Source organism: Methylohalobius crimeensis 10Ki (genome assembly GCF_000421465.1).
GTDB classification, from domain to species: Bacteria; Pseudomonadota; Gammaproteobacteria; order Methylococcales; family Methylothermaceae; genus Methylohalobius; species Methylohalobius crimeensis.
The window spans coordinates 67,390-91,837 of the sequence record NZ_ATXB01000001.1 but is presented as its reverse complement, the minus strand read 5'-3'; the positions used below and the strand labels follow the sequence as shown (position 1 = coordinate 91,837).

Annotated in this window: 22 protein-coding genes; 7 read left to right on the top strand and 15 right to left on the bottom strand. The window is 59.6% G+C overall.

What is annotated here, in order from left to right; genetic code table 11:
- Positions 1 to 124 precede the first annotated feature (124 nt).
- Genes H035_RS0100445 through secA form a run of 3 tightly spaced genes read right to left on the bottom strand, consistent with a single transcriptional unit; the run spans position 125 to position 5,071 of the window.
- Entirely contained in the window at positions 125 to 1,105 is a 981-nt protein-coding gene (locus tag H035_RS0100445; protein ID WP_022947048.1) for a Nudix family hydrolase, read from the bottom strand.
- Positions 1,086 to 2,300, bottom strand: a complete 1,215-nt coding sequence (argJ, locus tag H035_RS0100440) for a bifunctional glutamate N-acetyltransferase/amino-acid acetyltransferase ArgJ (protein WP_022947047.1) — start codon at positions 2,298 to 2,300, stop codon at positions 1,086 to 1,088. The genes H035_RS0100445 and argJ overlap by 20 nt, the downstream gene beginning before the upstream one ends.
- A complete protein-coding gene (gene secA, locus H035_RS0100435) occupies positions 2,300 to 5,071 on the bottom strand; it encodes a preprotein translocase subunit SecA (RefSeq protein ID WP_022947046.1) in 2,772 nt (923 codons plus the stop codon). Before secA ends, argJ begins: the two co-directional genes overlap by 1 nt.
- 308 nt (positions 5,072 to 5,379) lie before the next feature.
- Here secA and H035_RS0100430 point away from each other — a divergent pair, with 308 nt between their 5' ends.
- The gene (locus H035_RS0100430; RefSeq protein ID WP_022947045.1) at positions 5,380 to 5,838 is read left to right on the top strand and encodes a DciA family protein; all 459 of its coding nucleotides are present in this window, start codon (positions 5,380 to 5,382) and stop codon (positions 5,836 to 5,838) included.
- Between the two features lie 116 nt (positions 5,839 to 5,954).
- Positions 5,955 to 6,458, top strand: a complete 504-nt coding sequence (locus H035_RS0100425) for a peroxiredoxin family protein (protein ID WP_022947044.1) — start codon at positions 5,955 to 5,957, stop codon at positions 6,456 to 6,458.
- Between the two features lie 9 nt (positions 6,459 to 6,467).
- On the opposite strand, the gene H035_RS0100420 is transcribed toward H035_RS0100425, so the two are convergent.
- Together H035_RS0100420 and H035_RS0100415 are read right to left on the bottom strand one after the other, a co-directional pair.
- Positions 6,468 to 7,148: a hypothetical protein gene (locus tag H035_RS0100420; protein WP_022947043.1), complete on the bottom strand. Its 681-nt coding sequence runs from the start codon at positions 7,146 to 7,148 to the stop codon at positions 6,468 to 6,470.
- Entirely contained in the window at positions 7,145 to 9,562 is a 2,418-nt protein-coding gene (locus H035_RS0100415) for a Lon protease family protein (RefSeq protein ID WP_022947042.1), read from the bottom strand. The genes H035_RS0100420 and H035_RS0100415 overlap by 4 nt, the downstream gene beginning before the upstream one ends.
- Here H035_RS0100415 and H035_RS0100410 point away from each other — a divergent pair.
- Together H035_RS0100410 and H035_RS0100400 are read left to right on the top strand one after the other, a co-directional pair.
- Positions 9,561 to 10,967, top strand: coding sequence for an MgtC/SapB family protein (locus H035_RS0100410; protein ID WP_022947041.1), 1,407 nt, complete (start codon positions 9,561 to 9,563; stop codon positions 10,965 to 10,967). The genes H035_RS0100415 and H035_RS0100410 overlap by 2 nt on opposite strands.
- 698 nt (positions 10,968 to 11,665) lie before the next feature.
- Positions 11,666 to 11,893 carry a DUF433 domain-containing protein gene (locus H035_RS0100400; RefSeq protein ID WP_022947040.1) on the top strand — a complete coding sequence of 76 codons (228 nt, stop codon included), beginning with the start codon at positions 11,666 to 11,668 and terminating at the stop codon, positions 11,891 to 11,893.
- A 460-nt stretch (positions 11,894 to 12,353) separates the two neighbouring features.
- Here the strand turns inward: H035_RS0100400 and H035_RS17480 are convergent, their stop codons facing one another.
- From H035_RS17480 to H035_RS0100355, 8 genes are all read right to left on the bottom strand, one after another.
- Complete coding sequence (locus H035_RS17480; protein ID WP_022947038.1) at positions 12,354 to 12,734, bottom strand: hypothetical protein; 381 nt, start codon at positions 12,732 to 12,734, stop codon at positions 12,354 to 12,356.
- Positions 12,735 to 12,776: 42 nt separating this feature from the next.
- Positions 12,777 to 13,061 (bottom strand): nucleotidyltransferase family protein, encoded by a 285-nt coding sequence (locus tag H035_RS0100390; protein ID WP_026596101.1) that lies wholly within the window; start codon positions 13,059 to 13,061, stop codon positions 12,777 to 12,779.
- A gap of 412 nt (positions 13,062 to 13,473) precedes the next feature.
- Positions 13,474 to 13,911, bottom strand: coding sequence for a type IV pilin protein (locus H035_RS0100380; RefSeq protein WP_040574290.1), 438 nt, complete (start codon positions 13,909 to 13,911; stop codon positions 13,474 to 13,476).
- Positions 13,912 to 14,131: 220 nt separating this feature from the next.
- Positions 14,132 to 17,494, bottom strand: coding sequence for a pilus assembly protein (locus H035_RS20585; RefSeq protein ID WP_022947034.1), 3,363 nt, complete (start codon positions 17,492 to 17,494; stop codon positions 14,132 to 14,134).
- 15 nt (positions 17,495 to 17,509) lie between these two features.
- Entirely contained in the window at positions 17,510 to 18,067 is a 558-nt protein-coding gene (locus H035_RS0100370) for a pilus assembly PilX family protein (RefSeq protein WP_022947033.1), read from the bottom strand.
- Positions 18,064 to 19,083, bottom strand: a complete 1,020-nt coding sequence (locus H035_RS0100365) for a PilW family protein (protein ID WP_022947032.1) — start codon at positions 19,081 to 19,083, stop codon at positions 18,064 to 18,066. The genes H035_RS0100370 and H035_RS0100365 overlap by 4 nt, the downstream gene beginning before the upstream one ends.
- On the bottom strand, positions 19,080 to 19,610 hold the full coding sequence (gene pilV, locus H035_RS0100360) for a type IV pilus modification protein PilV (RefSeq protein ID WP_022947031.1): 531 nt from the start codon (positions 19,608 to 19,610) through the stop codon (positions 19,080 to 19,082). The genes H035_RS0100365 and pilV overlap by 4 nt, the downstream gene beginning before the upstream one ends.
- Positions 19,607 to 20,143: a GspH/FimT family pseudopilin gene (locus H035_RS0100355; RefSeq protein ID WP_022947030.1), complete on the bottom strand. Its 537-nt coding sequence runs from the start codon at positions 20,141 to 20,143 to the stop codon at positions 19,607 to 19,609. Before H035_RS0100355 ends, pilV begins: the two co-directional genes overlap by 4 nt.
- A gap of 175 nt (positions 20,144 to 20,318) precedes the next feature.
- Here H035_RS0100355 and H035_RS0100350 point away from each other — a divergent pair, with 175 nt between their 5' ends.
- Genes H035_RS0100350 through H035_RS0100340 form a run of 3 tightly spaced genes read left to right on the top strand, consistent with a single transcriptional unit; the run spans position 20,319 to position 22,105 of the window.
- Positions 20,319 to 21,416, top strand: coding sequence for a hypothetical protein (locus tag H035_RS0100350; RefSeq protein ID WP_022947029.1), 1,098 nt, complete (start codon positions 20,319 to 20,321; stop codon positions 21,414 to 21,416).
- Between the two features lie 18 nt (positions 21,417 to 21,434).
- On the top strand, positions 21,435 to 21,692 hold the full coding sequence (locus H035_RS0100345) for a type II toxin-antitoxin system Phd/YefM family antitoxin (protein ID WP_022947028.1): 258 nt from the start codon (positions 21,435 to 21,437) through the stop codon (positions 21,690 to 21,692).
- Entirely contained in the window at positions 21,689 to 22,105 is a 417-nt protein-coding gene (locus H035_RS0100340; RefSeq protein ID WP_022947027.1) for a type II toxin-antitoxin system VapC family toxin, read from the top strand. The genes H035_RS0100345 and H035_RS0100340 overlap by 4 nt, the downstream gene beginning before the upstream one ends.
- Before the next feature lie 58 nt (positions 22,106 to 22,163).
- On the opposite strand, the gene cmoB is transcribed toward H035_RS0100340, so the two are convergent.
- Positions 22,164 to 23,147, bottom strand: coding sequence for a tRNA 5-methoxyuridine(34)/uridine 5-oxyacetic acid(34) synthase CmoB (gene cmoB, locus H035_RS0100335; RefSeq protein WP_022947026.1), 984 nt, complete (start codon positions 23,145 to 23,147; stop codon positions 22,164 to 22,166).
- Complete coding sequence (locus H035_RS20580; protein ID WP_051149708.1) at positions 23,144 to 24,436, bottom strand: sensor domain-containing diguanylate cyclase; 1,293 nt, start codon at positions 24,434 to 24,436, stop codon at positions 23,144 to 23,146. The genes cmoB and H035_RS20580 overlap by 4 nt, the downstream gene beginning before the upstream one ends.
- Positions 24,437 to 24,448 lie beyond the last annotated feature (12 nt).

The window sequence follows — 24,448 nt, the reverse complement described above, 5'->3', positions numbered from 1 at the left end:
TGGCTTTGCCGCTACCTCCTGCCGTTTACGCGACCGGTCCGCCTGTGAGCGAAAAAAATACCTGAGTAACCCCATTTCATGCCTATTATCATTCCGCGCTCCTCTAATAGTAGTAGAAATCCGTTCAGTCGAGAAACAGGCGGATGCCGGCGACGCCCCGGGCGCCGCAAAGGCGGGCCCGGTCGAGATCCGAGCGCTCAAGGCCGCCCATCAAATAGACCGGCAGATTGATCTGGCCGAGCCAGCGCCGGGCGGCTTCCCATCCCAAGGGGGTGGCTCTCGGGTGGGTGGCGGTGATCGAAATGGGAGACAAGACGGCGAAATCCAACCCCAAGGCTTGGGCCTGCCGCAAATCGGCGAGGCTGTGACAGGCGGCTCCCACCCAGCGCCAGCCGGCGGGCCGGGTCGACAGGGTATGCAGTTGACGGCCGCTCAAATGGAGTCCGGCACGGGGGCATAGCTCGGCTGATTCAGCGAATTCCTCGGAATCGGCGCGGATCATGAGACAGCCACCCTTCGCCCCCATGGCCTGGCTGAACTCCTTCGCCAAGCGCCGATAGACCGCCGGAGAAAGATTTCGAGCGCGCCAGTAAATCAAGCGCTCGCCCCGATCGAGCAAGGCGTGAAAGCGCCGCCGGTAGGTCGATTGGTCATCGCCGGTCCGAGCGTCCGTCGCGGTGCTTTCGAGGACGGGATAAAAAGGCGGCAAGCGGAGGGCGGTCAAAATCGGTCCGTTGGCGGCCGGAAACGCATAGCGATCCAGCGCTATCGGTGCCGCCCACACCAGGGTCTGGTTCTCACGTCCAATCGGTTCGCCTTCAAAACGGGTCACCTCGAACACGTGCAAAACCACCCGTCGATCCGGATAGGCATGCCGGATTTGGATCAAAGGCCGGGCAGCGGTCACTCGGATACCCAATTCTTCGCCCAGTTCTCTCGCCAAGGCTTCGGCAACCGGCTCGCCCGGTTCGCACTTGCCTCCCGGAAACTCCCACAAACCGCCCTGATGGGCGTCTTCACGACGGCGGGAAAGCAGAACGCCACCCTCGGCGTCGCGAATGACGCCCACGGCGATATGCAATGAATCAGGTGCGGTATTCCGCATTGATGCGGACGTACTCGTGGGACAGATCGCAGGTCAACACTAGGGCGGAAGCGGTTCCCCGGCCCAATTGGATGCGCACGGCGATCTCCTCGCGCGCCATGACCGTTTGCCCCTGCGCCTCGGTATAGGTGGAGGCACGCCTTCCGTCGGCAACGATGCAGACTTCGTCCAACCAGATTTTAACCTGATCGATCGCCAATCCTTCGCAACCGGCGCGCCCCACCGCCGCCAGAATCCGGCCCCAGTTGGGATCGGAGGCGAAAAAGGCGGTCTTCACCAGGGGGGAATGGGCCACCGTAAATCCGACCCGGCGGGCCTCGTCCACGGTCGCCGCCTCCAAGACCTCGATGCGAATCAGCTTGGTGGCCCCTTCGCCGTCGCGCACGATGGCTTCGGCCAGTTCGGCGCAGACCCGCTCCAAGCCGTCGAGAAAAGCGGGAAAGTCCGGGTGGTCCCGGTCCAGGACAGGGTTTTCCGCGCGGCCGGTGGCCATCAACACGCAGGCGTCGTTGGTGGAAGTATCGCCGTCCACCGAGACGGCATTGAAGGTGGGGCCCACCACTTGGGCCAAGGCGAATCGTAGCGCGCTCGGTTCGATGGCCGCATCGGTGCCGACGAAGGCCAGCATGGTGGCCATATTGGGCGCGATCATGCCGGAACCCTTGGCGATCCCGGAAAGCGTTATCTCGGTGCCGCCGACAGGAACGCGAACCGTCGCACCCTTGGGCCGGGTGTCGGTGGTCATGATGGCGCGGGCAGCCGACGCCCAACCCGCCTCATGCAGATTTTGCAGCGCTTCAGGCAGGGCGGCGGTGAGTTTGTCCACCGGCAAGGGCTCGCCGATGACGCCGGTGGAAAAAGGCAGCACTTGATCCGTTCGACCGCCGGTCAAACGGGCGAGGGCGGCGCAGGAAGCGCGTGCATCGGCCATGCCCCGATCGCCGGTGCCCGCATTGGCGTTGCCGGCGTTGATGAGCAGCCAACGGGGATTCTCGATCAAATGCTCGCGGGCGACCCTCACCGGTGCGGCGCAGAAGGCGTTGCGGGTGAAGACCGCCGCTATCCGGGCTTCCGGACACAACTCGATCAGCGCCAGATCGTCCCCGGCGGCGGGGCGGAGGCCGGCACGGGCGGTTCCCAGGCGCATTCCCGCCACCGCCATGGCTTCCGGAAAACAAGCAGGGCCGACCGCCATCAGCTCAACTTGCCGTGACAGTGCTTGTACTTCTTGCCGCTGCCGCAGGGGCACGGTTCGTTGCGACCCACCTTGCGCGCCTGACGCACGAACGGCTTTTGCTCCACGGCCACATCGCCTTCTTCCTCGACCAGCGCCAGGGCCTCGTCCTCGCTCATGGCGCTGCTTTCGGCGTGCTCGTATTGGACATCGTGGGGCTCGCTGGCGCGGCGCTGCTCGTCGATCGCCGCCACATCCTCGGCGCCGCGGATCTGCACCCGAGACAAGACGCTGATAACCTCGTGCTTGATATTGTCGAGCATCGAGCCGAACATGTAGAACGCCTCGCGCTTGTATTCCTGTTTCGGATCGCGCTGGGCGTAACCGCGCAAATGGATGCCCTGGCGCAAATGATCCATCGCCGCCAGATGTTCCTTCCAGGCGTTGTCCAGGATTTGCAGCATCACCGATTTTTCGAACTGACGCAGCACTTCCGTGCCGATCTCCTGTTCCTTGTCGCGATAGGTCTTTTCGGCCGCGTCGATGATTTCTCTCTTGAGATCCTCGTGCTGCAGATTCAAATCCGATTCGAGGCGCTTTCGCACCGGGAAGTAGAGACCGAATTCGGCCTCCAAGGTGTGTTCGAGACCTTCGATTTCCCACTGTTCTTCGAACGTATTGGGAGGCAGGTGCTTGTCCACCACCTCGGTCAACACGTCCCAGCGGATGGCGTCGAGCACTTCGGTGATGTCCTCGGTCTCGAGCAGCTCGTTGCGCAATTCGTAAACGACCTTGCGCTGATCGTTGGCGACGTTGTCGAACTCCAGCAGTTGTTTGCGGATGTCGAAGTTGTGCCCTTCCACTTTGCGCTGGGCGTTTTCGATGGCCCGCGTCACCCAGGGATGCTCGATGGCTTCGCCTTCCTCCATGCCCAATTTCTGCATCAGGGCCGCGACCCGGTCGGACGCGAAAATTCGGAGCAGGCTATCCTGGAGAGACAGATAGAAGCGGGTCGAACCGGGGTCGCCCTGACGCCCCGAACGGCCGCGGAGCTGATTGTCGACCCGGCGCGATTCGTGGCGCTCGGAGCCGATCACATGCAGCCCGCCGGCCTCGATTACCTGCCGGTGGCGCTGATGCCAATCCCGCTTCACCTGATCCTTGGCTTCCTCGGGGGCGTCTTCGCCCAAGGCCTCCAGCTCCGCATCCAAGCCGCCGCCGAGGACGATGTCGGTGCCTCGGCCCGCCATGTTGGTGGCGATGGTCACCGTGCCCGGCCGTCCCGCCTGGGCGATCACGTGGGCCTCCCGCTCGTGCTGCTTGGCGTTGAGCACCTGATGGGGGATTTTTTTACGCTTGAGCTGCTGCGACAGATACTCGGAGTTTTCGATCGAGGTGGTCCCCACCAACACCGGCTGCCCCCGGCGGACGCAATCGTCGATGTCCTTGACGATGGCATCGAACTTGTCGCGCGCGGTCAGGTAGACCAGATCGCTGAGATCGTCGCGAATCATCGGCCGGTGGGTGGGGATGGCCACCACCTCCAGGCTATAGATCTGATGAAATTCGTAGGCCTCGGTGTCGGCGGTACCGGTCATCCCGGCCAGTTTTTCGTAGAGACGGAAATAGTTCTGGAAGGTAATCGAGGCCAGGGTCTGGTTTTCCTGCTGGATGGGCACCCCTTCCTTGGCCTCGATGGCCTGGTGCAAACCATCCGACCAACGCCGCCCGGGCATCACCCGACCGGTGAATTCGTCCACGATGATCACTTCGTTGTCGCGCACGATGTATTCCACGTCCCGGTGATAGAGGGAATGGGCGCGCAAGGCGGCGGTCAGGTAGTGGAGCAGGCGGATATTGGCGGCGTCGTAGAGGCTTTCCCCGGCCTCGATCAAGCCGGCTTCGGCCAGCAATTGCTCCACCTTTTCGTGTCCCTGCTCGGTCAGGAAAACCTGCTTGGTTTTCTCGTCCACCGTGTAGTCGCCCGGTTTGAGCGAGTCGGCAAGGGGTTCCGAGGGACCGGTCTCCTTTTCGTCCGGCTGGTCCTGCTTCTGCAAATGGGGCACCAGCTCGTTCATGCGAAGGTAGAGATCGGTGCGCTCCTCGGTGGGGCCGGAAATGATCAGCGGCGTGCGCGCCTCGTCGATGAGAATGGAGTCCACCTCGTCGACGATGGCGTAGTGGTGACCGCGCTGAACCTGTTCCTCCTTGCTGAAGGCCATGTTGTCGCGCAGATAATCGAAGCCGAATTCGTTGTTGGTGCCGTAGGTGATGTCCGCGGCGTAGGCCTCTCGGCGGTCCGACTGGTTCATGCCGCTGGTGATGACGCCCACGGTCATCCCCAAAAAGCCGTAGATCTTGCCCATCCACTGGGCGTCGCGGCGGGCCAGATAATCGTTGACCGTCACCACGTGCACGCCCTTGCCCGACAGGGCGTTGAGATAGACCGCCAGGGTGGCCACCAAGGTCTTGCCCTCGCCGGTGCGCATTTCGGCGATCTTGCCGTCGTGGAGCACCATCCCGCCGATCAGCTGGACGTCGAAATGACGCATGTGGAGCACCCTTTTGCCGGCCTCGCGGACAGCCGCGAACGCCTCGGGGAGGAGATCGCCCAGGGTTTCGCCGTTCTCCAAACGCTCTCTGAATTCATCGGTCTTGGCGCTCAATTGCGCATCGCTCAATGCCTCGAATTGGGGTTCCAGGGCATTGATCTTTGCCATCAACCACCGTTTTTGGTTGATGATGCGTTCGTTCCGGGAACCGATGACTTTTTTAACCAGCTTGCCTATCATTAACGTTCCAATTTCAAAATTGATGACCCCATACCCGAGCGGGGAAGAAGATATCTCAAATTCGATCCATTTTACCGCAGGAGGCGGTGGGTTCGAAAACGCCGCAACGGATTTTTTTGAATCCTGGCGGTACGATTCCAAAACCGCCCCTTGTCAATGCTTTTTTGACGCGAGCAACCACCCAATGTTCATGAGCGCTTGTTTACAAATGGTGATGGGGTATCGGCCATTCGCCCGATACCCGCCTTTTCGGATTTGTAAACAAGCTCTGCTAAGCATCCACCCCATTAGAAAGTTTTGCTGGAGACGTGACCATCCCTAACTCCCCCAAGCCGGTATCCGAAACCGTGAAACGGGACCGCAATCTGGCCGCGCTTTTGGCGCGGGCGCGATTGCACGAACGTTTGCTCGAGAAGATCCGGCGCTCCCTGCCCGATTCCATCGGCAACCACTGCCCGGCATGCGTATTGCGCGCCGACGGGCAATTGATGCTGTATGCGGAAAACGCGGCTTGGGCGTCCCGGTTGCGCTTTTACCAAGTACAATTGCTGCCGGGGGTGAATGAACTGGTGCCGGTCACCCGGATTCAGGTTCGCGTTTTGCTGGCCTCCGAGGGACAGGAAAAAGCGCCCCGTCCGGTGACGAAACCCGGACCCGACGCCGTGTCGCAACTGGAACGCGCGGCGGACGCCAGCCCCGATCCTCAGATTCAGGACAGCTTACAGCGCCTGGCCCGTACCTTGCGCCGCGCCGCCGAGAAGCCGTAGGATTCGGCGATCACAAGCACCGCTCCCAACGTCGGCCTCTTTGACAGCGCTTGCCGAACTTCCCGGATCTGGTGTTCAATAGTGTTGACTAAAAACTTTATTTCCGGCTACCCCAAATGCAAGCATCCGAATTCCAAATCGACACTTGGCTCAACGGCGGTCCTCATGAACTCTCGTTTCTCCGGGGAAAGGTGGTGGCGCTCCACTTCTTCCAAATGCTTTGCCCGGGGTGCGTGGTTCACGGCATGCCCCAAGCGCAGAAGCTCCATGAAGCATTCAAGGAGGATCCAAGGATTCAGGTGGCCGCGATCCACTCGGTGTTCGAGCATCACGATGTCATGACTCCCGAAGCGCTCCGCGTCTTCGTCTCCGAATTTCGCTACACCCTGCCCATCGCCATCGACCGGCCCGACCCCGAGGGCTCGATACCCCGAACGATGCGCGCCTACGGCTGCCGGGGAACGCCCACCTGGATTCTGATCGATCCGGAAGGGGAGGTGGTGGCCAACCTCTTCGGCCGCCCCACCGACCTGGAGATGGGGCTTAGAATCGGAGAACTCTTGCCGCGCGCGCAAGGGGAAGAATGCTCCGAAGACGGATGCAAAGTCCCACTCACCTAGGTTCTTTGCCTAAACCAAAATCACCGGGCAACGCGCCCGTTCCGGCAATATTTGGGACAAGGGATCGGTGCGGGAACAGACCACCGCCGTGCACCCCTGGCGCTGGAGCAGATCCAGGAAGCATTCGGGATCGGCGGTCACCCACTCGCCTTCGGCTGGAGCGGCAATTTGCGCACCGCCCTTCCCCCCCAGGCAAAGACGGCAACGCTCTCTCCGGGCCAGTTCGCGCCCCGTCGCCAGGGCCCGCTCGGCCGCGGGCGAGCCGTCGTACCATACCCAAACGGGCGAGCGGCGGACCGACAGCCATTCGCGATACGCGCCACAGATCAGCAGATCGTTCTGCCCCACCGCGGCCAGTGCCGTCTCCAGATAGCGGCCGCGGCGGATTTCCAACCCGCCGGGCAAGGACAGCCGGGTTTCGATCTCCACCAGCCAGCGCCGGATTTGGGTGACCCGCTGCTGGAGAAACGCTTCCAGGCGGTCCGGCTGAAACGGCTGCAGGGCGCCGGAAAGTCCGTCGATTTCCCGCATGAAAGGGAGTTCGGCGGCCTGGCGCAGTTCCGGATTTTCCACTACCAGAATGGTCAACCGCCGGCCTTCCTGCAGGGCCATCCGGGCGCCCAACTCCAAGGCCGGACGGCGGAGAAACAGGGAATCGAGGGCCACCAGCACGCCGGGAGGAGCGCTCATGACGCCTTGTCCTCCTGGTCGCGGCCGCCGAAACGGCGTCTCAATTCGGCAAAATGGCGCAGTTGCCGCTCCACTCGCCCGTTGATAGTATCGGCGGGGAAGTCTCCATCCTCGCCGCGTTCGCCGGCGGGCGTGTCGAGCAGCAATTCCAGCGCCTCGTCCACGGTTTCCACGGCGTAGACGTGAAACTTGTCCTCCTCGGCGGCGGCCACCACGTCCCGGTGCAGCATCAGGTTCTGAACGTTGGCGACGGGAACGATCACCCCTTGGTCGCCGGTCAGTCCCTTTCGCTGGCAAACATCGAAAAACCCTTCGATCTTCTCGTTGACGCCGCCGATCGGCTGAACCTGTCCCAATTGGTTAACCGATCCGGTGACCGCCAGATGCTGACCCAGAGGCAGATCCGCCAGAGAAGAGAGCAGAGCGCACAATTCCGCCAGGGAAGCGCTGTCGCCTTCCACCGGACCGTAGGATTGCTCGAACACCACGCTGGCGGCCATGGACAACGGCTGAACCCGGGCGTAACGGGAGGCCAGGAAATTGGACAGAATCATCATCCCCTTGGAGTGGATCGATCCGCCAAGCTCGGCCTCCCGCTCGATATCGATCACCTTGCCGTCGCCCAGACGGGTGGTGGCGGTGATCCGCGTCGGCCGGCCGAAGCTGAAATCCCCCGGGGAAGTCACCGCCAGGCCGTTGAGCTGCCCCACCCGCCGGCCCTGGGTGTCGATCAGCAGAACGCCGCGCTCGATCATTTCCTTGGCTCGGCTGTACAATCGGTCGCCACGGTAGATGCGAGCGTCGATGACGGCTTGAATATCGGCGCGGGTCACCACCTCGCGGCTGGCCTTCCGGGCGCGGTAATCGGCTTCCCGGATCAGATCGGTGAAGGTCCTGAGATGGGTAGTAACCTTGAAGGCGTCCTCCAGCTCGCGCGCGCCCTGTTCCACCAACCGGATCACCGCGTCGCGGTCCAGCGGCAGGAGATTTTCCTTGCGCGCCAAGGTGGCCAGGACCCGCGCGTAAAGCTGATGGGTCTCGGGGCCGCGGGGCAGGTCCTCCTCGAAGTCGGCGGGAATCTTGAACAGGTCCTGAAATTCCGGATCGAGGGCGTTGAGCAGGTAATACAGCAGCCGGTCGCCGGTCAGAACCACGCGCACGTCGAGAGGGATGGGCTCGGGCTCCAGGGTCACGGTGCTCATCAAGCTGAGGGTTTTTTCCAGGGACTCGATCTTGATTTCCCCGGCCTGCAGAGTGCGTTTCAGGGTATCCCAAGCGTGCGGTTGCAGCAGTACCTTGCGCGCGTCGAGAATCAGATAACCGCCGTTGGCCTTATGCAGGGCGCCCGGCTTGATCATGCCGAAGTCGGTCATCAAGGTGCCCATAAAGGCGTGGTAATCGACGCGACCGATCAAGTTGGCGTGGTTGGGCAGTTCCTCGTGAACCACCGGCGCGCCGTCGTGATCGCTGTGGTCCACCAGCAGATTGATCCGATAATGCTTGATCCGCTCCTCCGCCTTGGATGCCATGAAGGGGAGGGGGATGGGAGACGCCGGCTGGGAGAGAAAATCGTCCACATGGTCGACGATATCCTGCTCGATCGCTTCCAAATGAGCCGGCACGGCCTCCAGATCCGCGTGATGCTGCTTCACTTCCTCGATCAAGGGGCCGATGGCATATTGGGCGATTTCCCGGTTGAGCCGGCGTAGCTTCTCCCGCGCCTCCTTGCGCCAGCGGGGAAATTGACGCAGCAGCTTTTGCAATCGCTGCTGGAGGTCTTCCACCGTCTCTTCGATGCGTTTTTGCGTCTCGGGGGGCAGTTGATGGAACACCTCCGGGCTCATCACCTGTTTATCGTGGGTGAGCGGCGCGAAGGCGAAGCCGGTAGGGGTCTCCAAAAGCGCCACATCCCGTTCGCGGGCCTTTTGGCGGAGCGATTCAATGGCTTCGGCCTCACGGTGCTTGGCCTCCTGTTCCAGCTCCTCCACCCGGGTGCGATACCCTTCCCCCTCGAAGGCGGCCGGAATCGCGGTACGCAACTCCTCGATCAAGTGATCCATGTCGCGGCTCAGCTTGAGGCCGCGCCCGGCAGGCAATTTCAGCGCCTTGGGCTTGACCGGATCCTGGAAATTATGCATGTAGCACCAATCGGCGGGCACCGGTCTATCGCGGGCATGGGCACTGACCACGTCCTGTACGGCGGTCAGCTTCCCGATGCCGGTGGGCCCCAGAACGAAGACGTTGAAGCCGGAATCGCTCATACCGATTCCCAGCCGCAAAGCCTCCATCGCCCGCTGTTGATCGAACACCAGCGGCACGTCGGGCAGTTCCGCCGTGGTTTTGAAAGGGAAGTCGGCGGGATCGCAGGTAACATACAAGCGATCGGGCGAGAGCGGCGCAAGGGTTTTGGTCATGGCGTCCCCCAAGGTTTATTTTCATTGTATCACCCGCTTGGCGGGGGACGGATGCCGCGGCCGTCTCTCTTTCGGATACAGGCAATTGTTTGCCCGCGGCGACCGCTGGCGCTATGCTGCAACGATGGAATCGTCCGACCTGTCTTTAGAAATCTATCCTCTGTTGTTCCGCAACCTGGCCATCGCCCTGGCGCTGGGGCTCTTGATCGGCCTGGAGCGGGGCTGGTCGAAGCGGGAAGTGGAAACCGGCGGCCGCATCGCCGGCATCCGGACCTTCAGCCTAATCAGTCTGCTGGGGGCCTTGAGCTTTCTTCTGGCTCAAGCGCTGGATACCTGGACGGTGGTCTTGGGGTTCGGCGGGCTGGCGTTGATCCTATCGTCGGCCGCCTTCGTGGAAGCGCAAAAAACTGGCAATTACAGCATCACCACCGGGGTGGCGGCCTTCGTGACCTTCGTCCTGGGAGCCCTGGCCATGACCCCCTACGTGCAACTGGCCGCCACCGCCGCGGTCATCATGGCGATTCTTCTGGGACTCAAGCCAGTCCTTCACGGCTGGGTATACCGACTGGCCCCCGAGGAGATGTACGCCGTCTTCAAACTACTTCTGATTTCGGTGGTGATCCTGCCGATTCTGCCCGACCATACCTACGACCCCTGGGACGCCTTCAACCCCTATAAAATCTGGTGGATGGTGGTGCTGATCTCGGCAATTTCCTTCGTGGGCTACTTCGCCGTCCGCATCATCGGTCCCCGCCGCGGCATCCTGTTGACCGGCCTGTTCGGCGGGCTCGCCTCCTCCACCGCGGTCGCCCTGAATTTATCCCGCCTGGCCAAAAAGAACCGGGAAGGGCATAAGCTTCTCGCCGCCGGCGTGATTATCGCCTCCACCACCATGTTTCCCCGGGTGCTGGTGATTACGGGATTTCTTTACTCCCCCTTGGCGAAACTACTGCTCTGGCCGTTGCTCGTCACCGCCGGCGTGGGTTATGTCGCAGCCTGGTGGCTGGTACGCGGCGAAGCGGCCCAGGGCGCCGGCCCGGTCCTGAATCTGTCCAATCCATTCGAATTCGGCACCGCTTTGCGATTCGGGGCTTTGTTGGCCTTGATTCTCTGGTTGACGAAGGTCCTTAAAGCTTGGCTGGGAAGCGTGGGGATCTATCTGACCGCGGCCGCCTCGGGGATTTCCGACGTGGACGCCATCACCTTGACCCTGGCGCAAATGGCCTCCGGCCCTGGCATGCTCAAGACCGCCGCCCTGGGGATTTTGCTCGCGGCAGTGGTCAATACTCTGGTGAAAGGAGTGCTGGCGGCGGTAATCGGCGGCCGCGCGATGGGCCAATACGTCTTGGGCGTGTTCGTGCCGCAGCTTCTGATCGGCGGCTCGGTTTTATTGATGTTGGGATAATTCAGGATTGATAGCGCATCCGGCAACGGACGATGCACCCAATGACGGGGTTCGATAAAATCCAACTCAAAAGACGTATGACTGAACGCCACACTTACAAGGCTTACCTGCAATGGCCGGAGGAGACCCGCTACGAACTGATCGACGGGGTGGCCTACGCCATGGCGCCGGCGCGCCGGCATCAGGAAATGCTACTTGCGCAAGTACAGAGCCAGCACATTTCGAAATTCGCTTCGCCAAAGCGCTGGGGCCGCCCAAACAGGTTATTGCATCAACAGTTTTTCGGCCAGGGGCGTGTACTCGGTCGGCAGGTAGAAATAGGCAATGACGTTGGTATCCACCACAATCATGGACGTCCCTGGTCAATCGCCCGGGAAATCTCATCCGCCTTGAAGTCGCCTGGTTTCAAGCCGCTTCGCAATTGCCGGGCACGCGCAATCTGCTCGCTGCCAGTCAGACGGGTTGGAAGCAGCGCCTGTTCCAGGCAGTCAATCACGAAGGATCGGGTCTATGAAGCCCGTAAGGTTGGAGTGAGGCACGACCCCCAACATTTAATGGCGGCGGGGGTTACGTTGGGGTTCCTTCGTCACCCCAATCTACGGGCTGGGAGCTGTTTGCGGATTTGCTCGGACCATCGGAACCCTGATATAAGGGCAGGGTGTCAAATAGCTGCTTGCCGATCACAAGAGAGATCACTAATGAAACTGGATCGAATCACGGTAAACCCCGAAATCATGAATGGGCAGCCTTGCATACGGGGTATGCGATTTACGGTGCGGCGCGTCGTCGAGGCGGTTGCCCTGTATCCGAATCGTGAGGAACTCAGAGTGGAATATCCTGAACTGGAGGATGAGGACATTCGTCAGGCGCTGGAGTTTGCGGCGCTCAACCTGGCCGATGAGGTTTTGCCCTTGGAAGCGGCATGAATCGGATCCTTCTGGATCAAGGGGTTCCACGATCCGCGGCAGCGGTGCTTCGCGAAGCCGGCTGGAATGTGAAACATGTTAGCCGGCGTAGCCCGGATGAAGCGCACCGGAATCCGGGACGACCGGCGCACGAATGACTGGCTTTCCTAACAGTCTGTTTCAAAACTCGATATACCGTACAAGCAAGCCTATGAGGCATGACGTCCCCCCTTAATTTCCTCTCCGTCCGAGAATGACTCAAGAAGTGTCCCTTCTCCCGCTGGCGGGAGAAGGTTAGGATGAGGGTGGATCTAATTGAAATGAAAGACTTTTTTATTTGACCACCCTCACCCCGCCCCTCTCCCGCCAGCGGGAGAGGAGCTTTTGCGACACGCCTCTCCAGCAAGACAAAACATACAAGGGGGATAATGGCATTCGCGATTACTCCGACCCTCACACGAGTTTTGAAACAGACTCTAAGCTAAGGCGACGGGAGTGGTTTCACGAAGTAATTCTCGTGGCAGAACTGGATGACAGCATCGTGCCAAGCGAATAATTCCGGCACCGCGCGGGTCAATTCTAAGAAAAATTCGGCGAGTCTTGCGGGATTTTCTTCGTATTCGTGGTTGACGGCGTTGCGTAGCTCGCGTATCTCCTTCCACCGTTCGGCGGACTCGATGATGCGCAACTTTTCCATGTACAGCAGTACCGCGGTATAGGGATCGACCTTTTGTTCTTCTTCAATGGCAATGGCGCGCAGGAGCTTGCTGAGATGTTCCTGAAATTCGCTGAAGCGTACGCGAAAAGCTGCCAGGCTTTCGTGCTGCCTTGGGGTGAGCTTGTCCCAATTCCGGATCGGCATGAGAGGTACGATTTGCTCAAGGGAATAGCTCGAGATGTTCGTTCACAATACCACTCCCCCCGTCTTCGCAATCCGCGCGATGGGAGCCTGAGCGCCCGGCTCGCGGACGGTCAGGTCGACGGGCATGTCTAAGCTTGCCTCGAGTTCCAGCTTTAAGCGCAGTTCTTGCATAAGCGGATGGGGAGGGGCTTCCACATAAATGTCCACGTCCCCTCCCCGCTTTTGGTCGTCCAGCCGCGAACCGAACAGCCACATGCGCGCGGTCGCGCCCAAATGGCGGCGCACGCTCTGAACGATGATTTGAATCTGCCTTTGGGTCAAACGCATGGACTCGATCAAGTGACGACCATCATGACCCTATCATACATGATGACATTGACCTTCTGGATGAATTTCGAGGATATAGCATACCGGCCGATCAAGCGATAGCAAGAAGCCCGCTACTTGCTTATTGCTCGGCGGCATCCCACCTGCCCTTTATCGCGTTGAGCGCCTTGTTGGTTCGCTTACTCGGAAAGCACTTGCTCTTCGCGAGATTAAGCAGCAACCACAGCGCTTGGGTGACTGAGGCAGAATCCTTGAATACCCGCGCCACGTCCGGGTCGAGAAATAGGTGCCTTTTCGGTGGGCTTCGTAGCCGGCGTAGCCCGGATGAAGCGCAGCGGAATCCGGGGTGATCGAAGCACGGATGCTCCCATTCCGCGAAACGCCATGCGGGCTACTTGCTATGTAAGAAGAATCACCAACAATCGTCCGCGGTCACGCCGGTGTCGGCATCGACGACGTCTTTCACGCCGATGTGGGTGTAGGTGAGCTTGCCGCATTTATCGTCGGCTTGGGCATCCTGGGGAGCGGCCTGGAGAGTGAAGACGGTGGTCGTCAGGGTGAGCGCGGAAAGGGTGTAATAACCGCCCGAAGAGTTGGTGTTGGCCAGCGCGGGGCCGCTGGTCACCGCCGCGCAGTCGGTATCGCTGTAGGCGTTGTACTCGGTATAGCAACGCTCGAGCAGCTGAGCGGTTTCCATGAGCGCCGCCTGGGCGTCCGAGCGCCGGCTCTTGCGCACATGCTCCACGTAGCTGGGGTAGGCGATCGCCGCCAGGATGGCGACGATCGCCGTGGCAATCATCAGTTCGATGAGGGTGAAGCCCTGTTTATTCACCGGATGATTTGTTTGCATCGGTGTCTCGCTCTGACTGGGGGTTTTCATCTGTCTTAGCTTGTTTTGGAGCCTCCTCATCGGACCGCCCACTCGTTTGGGAAGCCTTCCCGGTACTGGACTCGGCGGGCGGTGATCCCGAAAATACGGTTGTCATGGCAGGGGCCGACAAAGAGCATAGCAGCCCTAACAAAAGCAGCAGAATATTCAATGTACGCATCGTCATGCTCCTGATAAAGTCTCAATCCCCGATGATTTGCCGCCACGAGAGCCGGCCGGTTTTGACCGATTTTCCCTCCATCAAGGTATCCACCGACCCGCTGCTGCCGCTGATCACTTTCACCTCGCTTTCGCGGTCCTTGTCCACCACGGTGGGGGTCGTGGGTATCCCGATGTCCGGTTTCTTGCCGCTGGGCGGCACGGTTTCATTTGAACCGTCGTCGTCGGTATCGAAGTCGACTTTGTCGGCATCGGTGATTTTCTTATCCCCGGTGATATCGAAAGGCGGTACCGACAATCTGGAGCCGTCCAGATAATCCAGCTCCATGATCCAGCCGCTGCCGCCCGCCGCGCAAGGATCAGAAGAATCCGGAATGAGAGTGACGTAGACGAAGCGCCGATCACGCGCGATGGGGTTGAAGGCCACCCGCTCGCCGGTAGTGGGCAGGTCCATATACCAGCCCCGGTCGCTCGTATTGCTCGCCGACCCGTTCGAAGCCCGTTCGTAGCTCACGGTATTGTCGGATGTCACCCGATAGGATTCGCCGGATACGGTCACTTCGCCCAACACTGTTTGTTCCACCAATTTGTTGCGCCCGCCGACGGTATCCACACCTGCCATCGGTTCGCTGTCCCAAATGCCGTACAAGGTGTGGGTATCAGTCGTGGACAGATCGGCGTGCTCCAAGTATTTCCCGGTGCCGAAACCTACCATGTAACCCCCTTGGGGATGGGGAACCACCATGGGAGCGGTGGTGATGGGTTGAGGATTATTGCTGCCGTCCTCGGCGGTAAATAAAAGATCCACGGTCCAGTTGGTTGGATCGTCCACAGTCGCCTCATCTTCATCGGTTAAACTGAACTTCCACAGATTGCCCTCGAGATCGCCGGCATAAACGATGTCGACGTCGCCGTCCCCGTCCACATCGACCGGCATGGGGGTGGCCAACCCGTTGGGCGTGGCCGTCGATCCCTCGCCGGTGTCGATCTTGATGTAATCGCCGGTATCGGTCCAATCGCCGTCCATTCCGCCTTCCAGGAACAGGATGAATAGAACGGCGTGGCCGTTGGTCGAGGCATGACCGTCGGATACGCTATTGTTGTAGCCGTTCCCGACAATCAGCGCCCACTTGCCGTTGTTCATTTTGGTAATCTGGGCGGATTGGCGGGTGAGGAAACTCAAGGTGGGCTGATTATAGGTATAACCAAGGTCGGGATCATCCTCGTCGGTGAATTCCCACAATACCAGGCTGGCCGCATTGCTTTCGGTGAAAGTTGAAGGGTCGGTGACGTCCAGGGCGTAATACCCCTGACCTCCGCCGTTGAGTCCCCCTGCCAGCACTGTTTTCCAATTGCCGGAAATCTTGGCGTCGGCCACCATGGGCGAACCGTCCACGTAATAGCGGTGGGGCACGGAAGGGGAGAGCGACGAATTCCCGTAATTGGGATGGGTCAGATCGCTCAAATGCTCGTAAACGGGACCGGGCACATAGGCGATTTTCTCCTCGCCGGTGGCCGCATCGAAGCCGTGCAACATGCCGTCGTTGGCACCCACGTAAATAATGGAATCGCGTGAAGCATGAGTAGAGGCGAAGGAAGCATAACTGGAATCCACGAATCCGGCTTTCGGCGCTCCCACGAAGAAAGGCGTCGAGTGGACAATGTCGCCTAGGTTGCTGCTTCGGCTTCGGAATCCGGAGACATCGACGCCGCGCAAAAAATCGACCCGATCGCTGCCCAAACTGTCGGGGTTTCCGAAGGCGTCCTGATTCAGAAAATCCGCCTGGGTCGTATCCGTCAAAGCGGAAATGTCCGACCATTGAAAGGGCATGCCGTCGCTGCTGTCACGGCTGAAGGTAATAATTTGCCGACTGGAAGCCGATTGTGTGTTGATCACATCGCCCGCATCCCAGTTGGACGTATTGCTGATGTTTCCAAGAAGGTCGATGTCGAGTGAAAGCAATTGCCCGCTCCAATCGGCGCTGTTGAACCGGGCCTGGTAAACGATACTGCCTGAAATCAGCGAGGTGGAATTCGTTGCCGCCGAGGCCGCCGATCCCACCTTGTCCAGGATATCCGTGAAAATGGCATCGAAGGCGGTATGCAGGGCGGTCGGATCATCGGCCAGGAAAGCCGCGCTGGTGCCACCCGCCGAAGCGATCGTATCAAGAGTCGAAGGATCGGTGCCGAAAGGCAGGGCGAACCCGATCACATAGGTTTCAACATCGCTCGACAAAAGAGAAGAGGCCGCGCTGGCCGCGTCTGAAATGGCCACCGCCGGATCGTTGACCGCGTTGCCGTCTTTGTCCGTCGAGGGGAGACCGTCGGTCAACAAGGCCACGAAATTCTTGTCGCAGGAATTGGGCGGGGCAGACTGGGGACCGCCTTCATCAGACTGGGACAGATTGCCGTCGAAATAATCCTTCGCTGTCAGCAAGGTGCCTTCGATGGGAGTCAGCCCCGCGTTTTGCAGCGGAAAGCTGGGATCGGTGGGCGCGTTGGTGGAAAACTGGGAAGGGGCGAGCTTATCGTCCAGCTTGCCTGCTTGCGTGGCGTCCAGGTCGTCGATTGGGACATGAAGATAACCCCGTCCGGGCGAGGAATTGGCGAACCAGGTCGGCCCGACATGATCCCAGGTCAAAAAAGTTCCAAAATCGAGGATGTTTTGCGCTAGATCGCTATCGGTGGGTTGAAAGGTAAAGGAATTAAAGTAATTGGAAAGCCCTGTGGTATCGTCGTTTTCGTTCGTCTTGTCACGGTAGCAATCGTAGGTGTCCCAAGGTCCCGAAGGATGCGATTCGCTGCCGTTATCGAAATCGGCGGTGCCGGAATAGCAATAAGCGCTGCCTAGATCGGAATTGGCGTAGAAAGGCAAGGCGATATTGTAATAGACGTAATGGCCGGGATTGGAAACATTGGGCGTGCGGAATTTTTTAGTTGCAGAATCCCTCGGGCCAGTGTAGGCGGGATCGTAATTGGCCGAATCGAAACTGGCATCATAAGGCGCGTTGTGTAAATGCCTGGCACTTATTGACGACTGTTGATAGGCCATCAGTCCCAGATTGATTTTTCCCAGATAGCGGTCGATCAGCCCCTCGGGGTCCGAAGGATCGTCCGGATTCACTGATCGGGAAGTGTCCTTTCTGCGCACCACCTTGCGAGCGATTTCGGACTTGCTTTGGGGACTGTCGCTTCCTACCGCGGAACCGTTGGTCGCCTCGTCCATACTATTGGAGTTGTCCAAGATGACCAGCACATTGGCTTTGGCGGAGGCGGTGGTGAAGAGGGGCGCTTGAGACAAATCCAGCGGCGTGGCCTGTCCAGGCACACCGATTGCGACAGCGCCGAGCCCAAGTAGGCTTCGATACCAATTTTTACCTTTCATGACCCGTCTCCGTAATTAAGGCGCATAAACCGATTGCAGCACAACCCGGGTATTGGCGTTTCCACCACAGGCCACCGCCGTAATCCGGTACTGAACTTTCCAGGAGGGGCTGCCCGCCGGCCGGGCTTGGTGGCCTTCTATCCAATACCGAGGCTGACAGGCCACCTGCGGGAGCGCGGCGGCACTGGTGTAAGTGCCCAAGGTGACGCCGTTGGGTTCCGTGGCGGCAGCCTTCCAGACGGGATCGAGCGGGGGATCATTATCCTGTTCTTCCGGAAAGCCGCCGGTGGCATCGCACAGCCCGTTGGTGCAAGTGGAGGTAAAATGGGTGAGACCGGATACCCGAGAGGGCGCGGTGATATCGGTCTCCGCATCCCTGAGCGCCGCTTCCGCCGCCTGGAAGGCCAGATTCACATCCCGGAAATTGCCCGCCATTTTTTCTTCCAGCAGATTGGTCTGCATGGCGGCGACGCCGATGACGGTCATCACCAAGAGCATCAACAGGCTGATCACCAGGGCGGCGCCGCGTTGATTCGAGGAAAAACGCCGGTCAATCTTCCGCGTGTTTTTCATGGCAAACGGTTACGCAAGCTAATGGTCGTGGTGAATACTCGGCGCAGCCGCCGGTCGGCGGGCGTCGTGGTGGAATCGTTGTATTTATAGGACTGGGAATCGGTGGTAATATTGTCTTCTGAGGATCGAAGCAATAAGCTGATTCGAGCGCTGGTCACTCTATTCCAATCCGTCACGTCGTTGGCGCGGAGGAATTGGTTGGCCGATTCGTCGCCGTTGGAATCGACCCCGTACAAAATCTGCATGTCCTCGATTCCCGCCACCAGTTCCTCGGCGTCAGCGGAACCATCTTTGCGGTACAAAGCCGGAACGCCGGCGGCGTTATTCCGAATGTAAAAAGTACGGGTGGTGATCTTGGTCAGACTGCCCTTGCCGGCGTAACAAGCGCCCAAGTTCTTGGTGGCGTTGCCGGGAGTACCCGCCCCGGTATTATGTACTACGTTGTCATTTATATTGATATTGGTAATTTGAAAAATAGAGGCCTTGGAACAATCGCCGGCAATTACGATATCCCCATCGTCTAATCCAGACGTGTCTGCAATTTTAAGATCCGCCGTATAGGAACTCGAATTGTTGCAGTCATTGGAATTACTGGGCTGCCCGGTGATGGGTACGCCACTCTCGAACGTACCCCGAATGGTCACGATGTCGCGCCCTCCCAAGGGACTGGTGATGCTGGCGTCCACCGTAGGCGTCCAGGCGGAATCGCTGGTGGCCTCGAAGCCGTAAATCGCATTGCCGTAGTTGTATAGAAACGAGGATGTGTCGTTGAGCGTATTGACCAGAATCCGGGCCGAACCCGCACAGCCGTCATATCCCGCCATACGCAGATCGCGCGCCAAAAGCTCCATGGCAAAGCGCACGTTTTCCTGAATCCGTGCGGAAGCGTCGTTGACTCGGTAGGTTTGCTTGTTGGCTACGTAGATCTGAATCACGCCGGCGGTGAGAATCAGTCCGCTTACCAGCGAAACCATGATCTCCACCAGGGAAATGCCGCTTTGCTTGCTCCTTGTCATGGTTGAAACACCGTCACGAAGCGTTTAATCACCGGGTTGCCGGAATCGTCGTATTCGTCCACCCACCAAAGCTTGACGGCGTAGCGATTGCCGCTGTTGTCGCAGGCGTATTCGCTGGCTTCCACCGTACCGTTGCTGTTGGCATCGCCGCCGTCGTCGGGACTGCTGTCCAGGCAAACCACGCCCGTGGCTTGCGGCAGCGCTTGCGCCATGGCGTCCTTCCATTCCCAAATATCGTGTTCGGCCATTTGCTGCGGCGTGCACGCGGACGGCGCACTGCCGTCCCAAACGCAACTGCGATCCGTCGGGGTGGGATTGTTGTAAAACGTGCCTTCATAGCCGTCGTGATTGGCGCGTATCCGATCGATCATGTCGTAGGCCAGAAGGGTGGCCTGAGTGCGCAGATTGGCGCTGTGGTTGCTGTGAAGACCGGTGGTCTGAAGGCCGGCCAGGCCCAAAAGGCCGATGGCCAAGACCAGCACCGCAATCAGAATTTCGATGAGAGTGAAGCCCGCTTCCCGCCTCATGGACAACTGACCCCTGTTTCCGTCCGGATGCGCCCGGTATCCGAAAGCACGATATTTTTACCCACGTTTCCCCCGCGGTCGTCGCAAACCGTGATGGTGCCGCTCTGAAAACCGCCGCCCGTCAAAAGACTGCGGCCATTGGCCACGTAGGAAATATAATTGGCTACATTGGTGTTGCCGGTCAGGGAAAGATTTCCCGCGACGGCCTCCCGGACTCGAAGCAGCGTTTCGGTGCCGCTGTCGTAGCTGGCATTGCTGTCGGGATCGGTAAACACCATCCAACCCTGGTCCCAATTGCCCGTAGTGGCACAGGCGGCGCCATCGGCGCTTTTGCAGACGGTGACCCGGACACCTCGCTTGATCGCCTCGCTCCGGGCCAGGTTGATCGCGCCCACCAACGAGTTGGTGGCGGTGGTCATGCGGTTGTTTTTAACCAGCGTCTGGAATCCGGGCACCCCGACGGTCAAGACGATGGCCGCCATGGCCACCGTGACCATCAGTTCGATGAGGGTAAAACCACTGAGTTTTGCCATCGGATTCTTTGAGCGCTCTTTGAGTCGGACCGTTAGTGTTCGCCTTAAAGCCTAGTCGAATTTTTCCGCCAGATGTGCCGGGCAAAAACGCTTTTCTGGATCGGTATTTAAAAGGTAATCTCAAGGAGGCATCTCAACCGTGAACGGAGTCAAAAATCCTAAACCCGATGTAAAAATGTCAAAATTCCTTACCCTGTTATTGTTGACCGCCTTGTTGCTGGCTTTCCCGCTGCTGGGCGTCGGGTGGGCGGGGAAACCGGCGGCCGAGTATCTGCGGTTTCCGCCTCAGCCGATGGCGACTATCGCTCCGGCTTTCTCCTGGCCGATGTTTTGGCTGTATGTATTTCTGGAAATCCCGCTTTACGGCGCGGTCGGGTGGCTATGGCGGCGGTGCCGTAAGGTTCGGCTGAAGCGCTCACCTTTCCCGCCGTGGGGCTGGGCGGCGTCGGCCTGGCTGATCACCGCCTGGTATCTGGCCTGGACTCGACCCGAGTGGCTGGGGGCCTGGCGGAACGATACCTTTACCCTCCTATGGCTCGGCTACATCGGCGTGGTCAACGCTTTGTGCCAATGGCGTTCGGACTGGAGCCTGCTCAGCCGGCGCCCGCTTTTTTTGCTCGGCCTGTTTCCCCTGAGCGCGCTGTTTTGGTGGTATTTCGAATATCTCAACCGCTTCGTGCAAAATTGGCACTATTTGGGAAGCGAAGATCTCACCCCTTGGGCTTATTTTTTCCGCGCCACGCTGCCGTTCTCCACCGTGCTGCCGGCGGTGATCAGCACTTTGGCACTGCTTCGCACCTTTCGGGGACCTGGCGAGAAGCTACCTCCCTTACGCCTGCGCCATCCTCGGCGCTGGGCCTGGGCCGGGCTGATCGTGGCTTGCCTCGGCTTGATCGGGGTGGGGCGATGGCCGCAGTGGTTTTTCCCACTTCTGTGGATGGCGCCATTGATCTTGCTGGTGGCGATTCAGGTGCTATTGAACAATCGAAGTTATTTTCAGCCGTTGCGCCAGGGAAGATGGGACGTGATTGTCCTGCCCATGCTGGCGGCACTGATTTGCGGTTTTTTCTGGGAACTGTGGAATTACTGGAGCGATCCCAAATGGGTTTACAGCGTGCCTTACGTGGGGCGTTTCAAGCTGTTCGAAATGCCCATTTTGGGCTACGCGGGTTATTTGCCCTTCGGGCTGGAGTGCGCGGTGGTGGCGGACTGGTGGGCAAAGCGCGGTGGACAGAGAAAGGAGGACGATATTACACTTGACAAAACAGACTAGACTGACTAGGTGAATTAGATGGAAATTCGTCACAAATGGCAACTGCAAACCGCCAAGGCGCGTTTGAGTTCGCTGATCAAAAATGCCGATTCCGAGGGTCCTCAAGAAATTACCATCCGGGGGAAAGCGGCCGCGGTGATTCTATCCCGGGAAGATTACGAAAAATTGACCGCTAAAAAACCCGCCTTTCTCCAATTCATGCGTCAATCTCCCCTCAGAGATACCGCCTTGGAGATCGAAAGAGATTCTAGCCCGGCACGGGAAGTGGAATTATGAGCTATCTTTTGGATACCAACGTCATCTGTGAAGTCGTTAAACCGCGACCCGATCCTTCCGTGCTGGCGTGGTTCGAACAAGTTCCGGATGCCGCCTTGCATCTGAGCGTTCTCACGCTGGGAGAAATACGCAAAGGCGTGGAGCAACTGCCCCGGGAAGCGAAGAAAGAACGCCTCCGGCTCTGGCTCGAACAAGAAATCCCGGCCTGGTTCGAGAGCCGCTTGCTCGCGGTAGATCACGCCGTTGCCGAGCGTTGGGGAACCCTTATGGCCCAAGCCGGTCGAACGCTACCGGCGATCGACGGTTTGCTGGCCGCCACTGCATTACATCACGAACTGCGGTTGGTGACCCGCAATCTGCGGGATTTTAATTTCCCGGGCTTGCTTGCGGTCAATCCTTGGGAAGCGCATTGATCCAATCGTTCGTCGGTGATAATCCGGTGACGCCTCGGAAGCACGGAAACGTTGTCGTTCATGGTTTCTCCGCCAAAAAAAGCGCCCGTCGCGGCGCGGGATAGCCTTCCAGGGTCAAGGCGGGATCGTTTCGGTCGAGAAAGTCGGGCAGGGACTCGAACCGCATCCAATCGGTCGATCGTTGCTCGTCGAAGGTGGTGGGGCTGACGTCGATGCAGCGGATGCGCCCGAAACCCGCCCGCTTGAGCCAACCCTCCATGGTGGGGGGAGTGGGGATGAACCAGACGTTGCGCATCTTGGCGTAACGCCCCGCCGGCACCAGCACCTCGCCTTCCTCGCCTTCGATCACCAAGGTCTCGAGCACCAGTTCGCCCCCCCGCCGTAAACAATCCTTCAGGGCGAACAGATGGTCGAAAGGCGAACGGCGATGATACAGCACCCCCATGGAGAACACCGTATCGAACGCTTGCAGGCGGGGAGGCAACGCTTCCAACGCCAGCGGCAACAAATCCACCGGGAATTCCCCCGCCAAGCGCTTGATCGCCAGAAATTGGAATACGTAGCGCAAGGTGGGATCGATGCCGATCACGCGGCCCGCGCCCGCGCCCCGCATCCGCCAGCAATGATAGCCGTTGCCGGCGCCCACGTCCAAGACCAGGCGATCGGTCAACGGCTGGATTTCATGGATCAGCCGCGTCCACTTGAAATCCGAACGCCATTCGGTATCGAGGTAGATTCCGAACAAATCGAACGGCCCCTTGCGCCACGGATGCAAGGCCCGAAGAGTGGCCTCCAGTTCGGCGCGGGTTCGGTCGGCGCAGTCTTCCGGCTGGCCGATGCGGATCGTCGGACGGTTCAAGCGGATTTCGCCAGCCTTCGGCCGCGGCAGTTCGGCCAACAATTTTTCCCAGGCCGGTAGATCTCCGTGCCTGGCAGGGTCGAAGGCCCGCGCCAAGCGATCCGGCAATACTTCGGCCAAGCTTTTCAAGGCGTCGGGCGGTGCGTGCAATAAGGATCGATAGTAATCGTTAAGGATGGTCATGTATTCGGAAGCGTTTCGGTTAGGATCTCCACCCGATTCTTACCCCGCCGCTTGGCGTTGTAAAGGGCTTGATCGGCCCGCCAAAGCAAGCACTCCAAGGAGGCATCGCCGGGCAGCCGGCTGCTGACGCCGATGCTGGCGGTAATGGAAATGGTCCCGCACTCCCCGATGGGTTTTGCCGCCACCTCCTTGAGCACTTTCCGGGCGGTGGCGCGTGCGCCCGGCAAGGCGGTTTGCGTCAATACCACCCCGAATTCCTCCCCGCCCAGGCGACCGAGAAGATCGGTCTTGCGGCAAATTTGCCGCAAGATGTCGGCGACGGCCCGGATCGCCGCATCGCCGCAAGCGTGCCCGTGATCGTCGTTGACCCGCTTGAAATTGTCGATATCCAGAACAAGGACGGTAAACGGTTGATCGTAACGCCGCGCCTGCTGCAGCGACTCCTCCGCCCAGGTCATGAAGTGGCCGCGATTGTTGAGGCCGCTGAGGGAATCGGTAGTGGCCAAATGGTTCAGGCGCTCCTGCTGCCGGGACAGGCATCGAAGCATCCAAAGCAAGCATAATGTGGCGGCGAGCCACACGCCGCCTATCCAGACGGCTTCGCGATACCAAGGGGTCAGCGCCGACTCACCCCGAAAACCCTGAAGGCCACAAGCCTGGATCGGGGACGCATTTACCCGACCAACGGGGAGATAACGCTCGCCTTGCTTCGAGGCCAACCCCACCCGGCTCTTCTCGGAATCGAGGGAATAATTCACCTGCAGATAACCGAGGTCGAGTATGGCCACCAAAATACGCTTGAGAGACCCGTCGGGATGACGGAACGCGCGGCTGACCGCGAAAAACCACTCCCCATCATGCACCTTGGAAAGCTGGGGCGGGCCGATAAACCAATCGCCGGCGCGATTATCCAGATGGGCGGTCACGTACGAGCGGTCCAGAACGGAAGGGGGGTTGCCCGGACCGGTCCAATGCACGATCGCTCCCCGGGGATCGACCACCAGCAAGTCCATGAAGCCGGCATCCCGCTGCCGGCGGGATTGGAGGACGGCTCTGACGGTGGGGTCGAAAGGCGCCGCATGAGGAAGGATATCCAGCAAATCGTCGATGCCGAAAAACATCTGTTCGATGCCGTGAAGTCGCCGCTCGATGTCGTGGGCCACATATTGGGCCGCCATCTTGGCCTCCTCTTCCGCATCGCCGAGAACGATCCGGCGATCGCTGATGAGGTGCAAAACGATCAGGATGCTAAAACCGACGAGCACCACGCCGCCAAAGGCGCCGGTCAAGGATTTGTATGT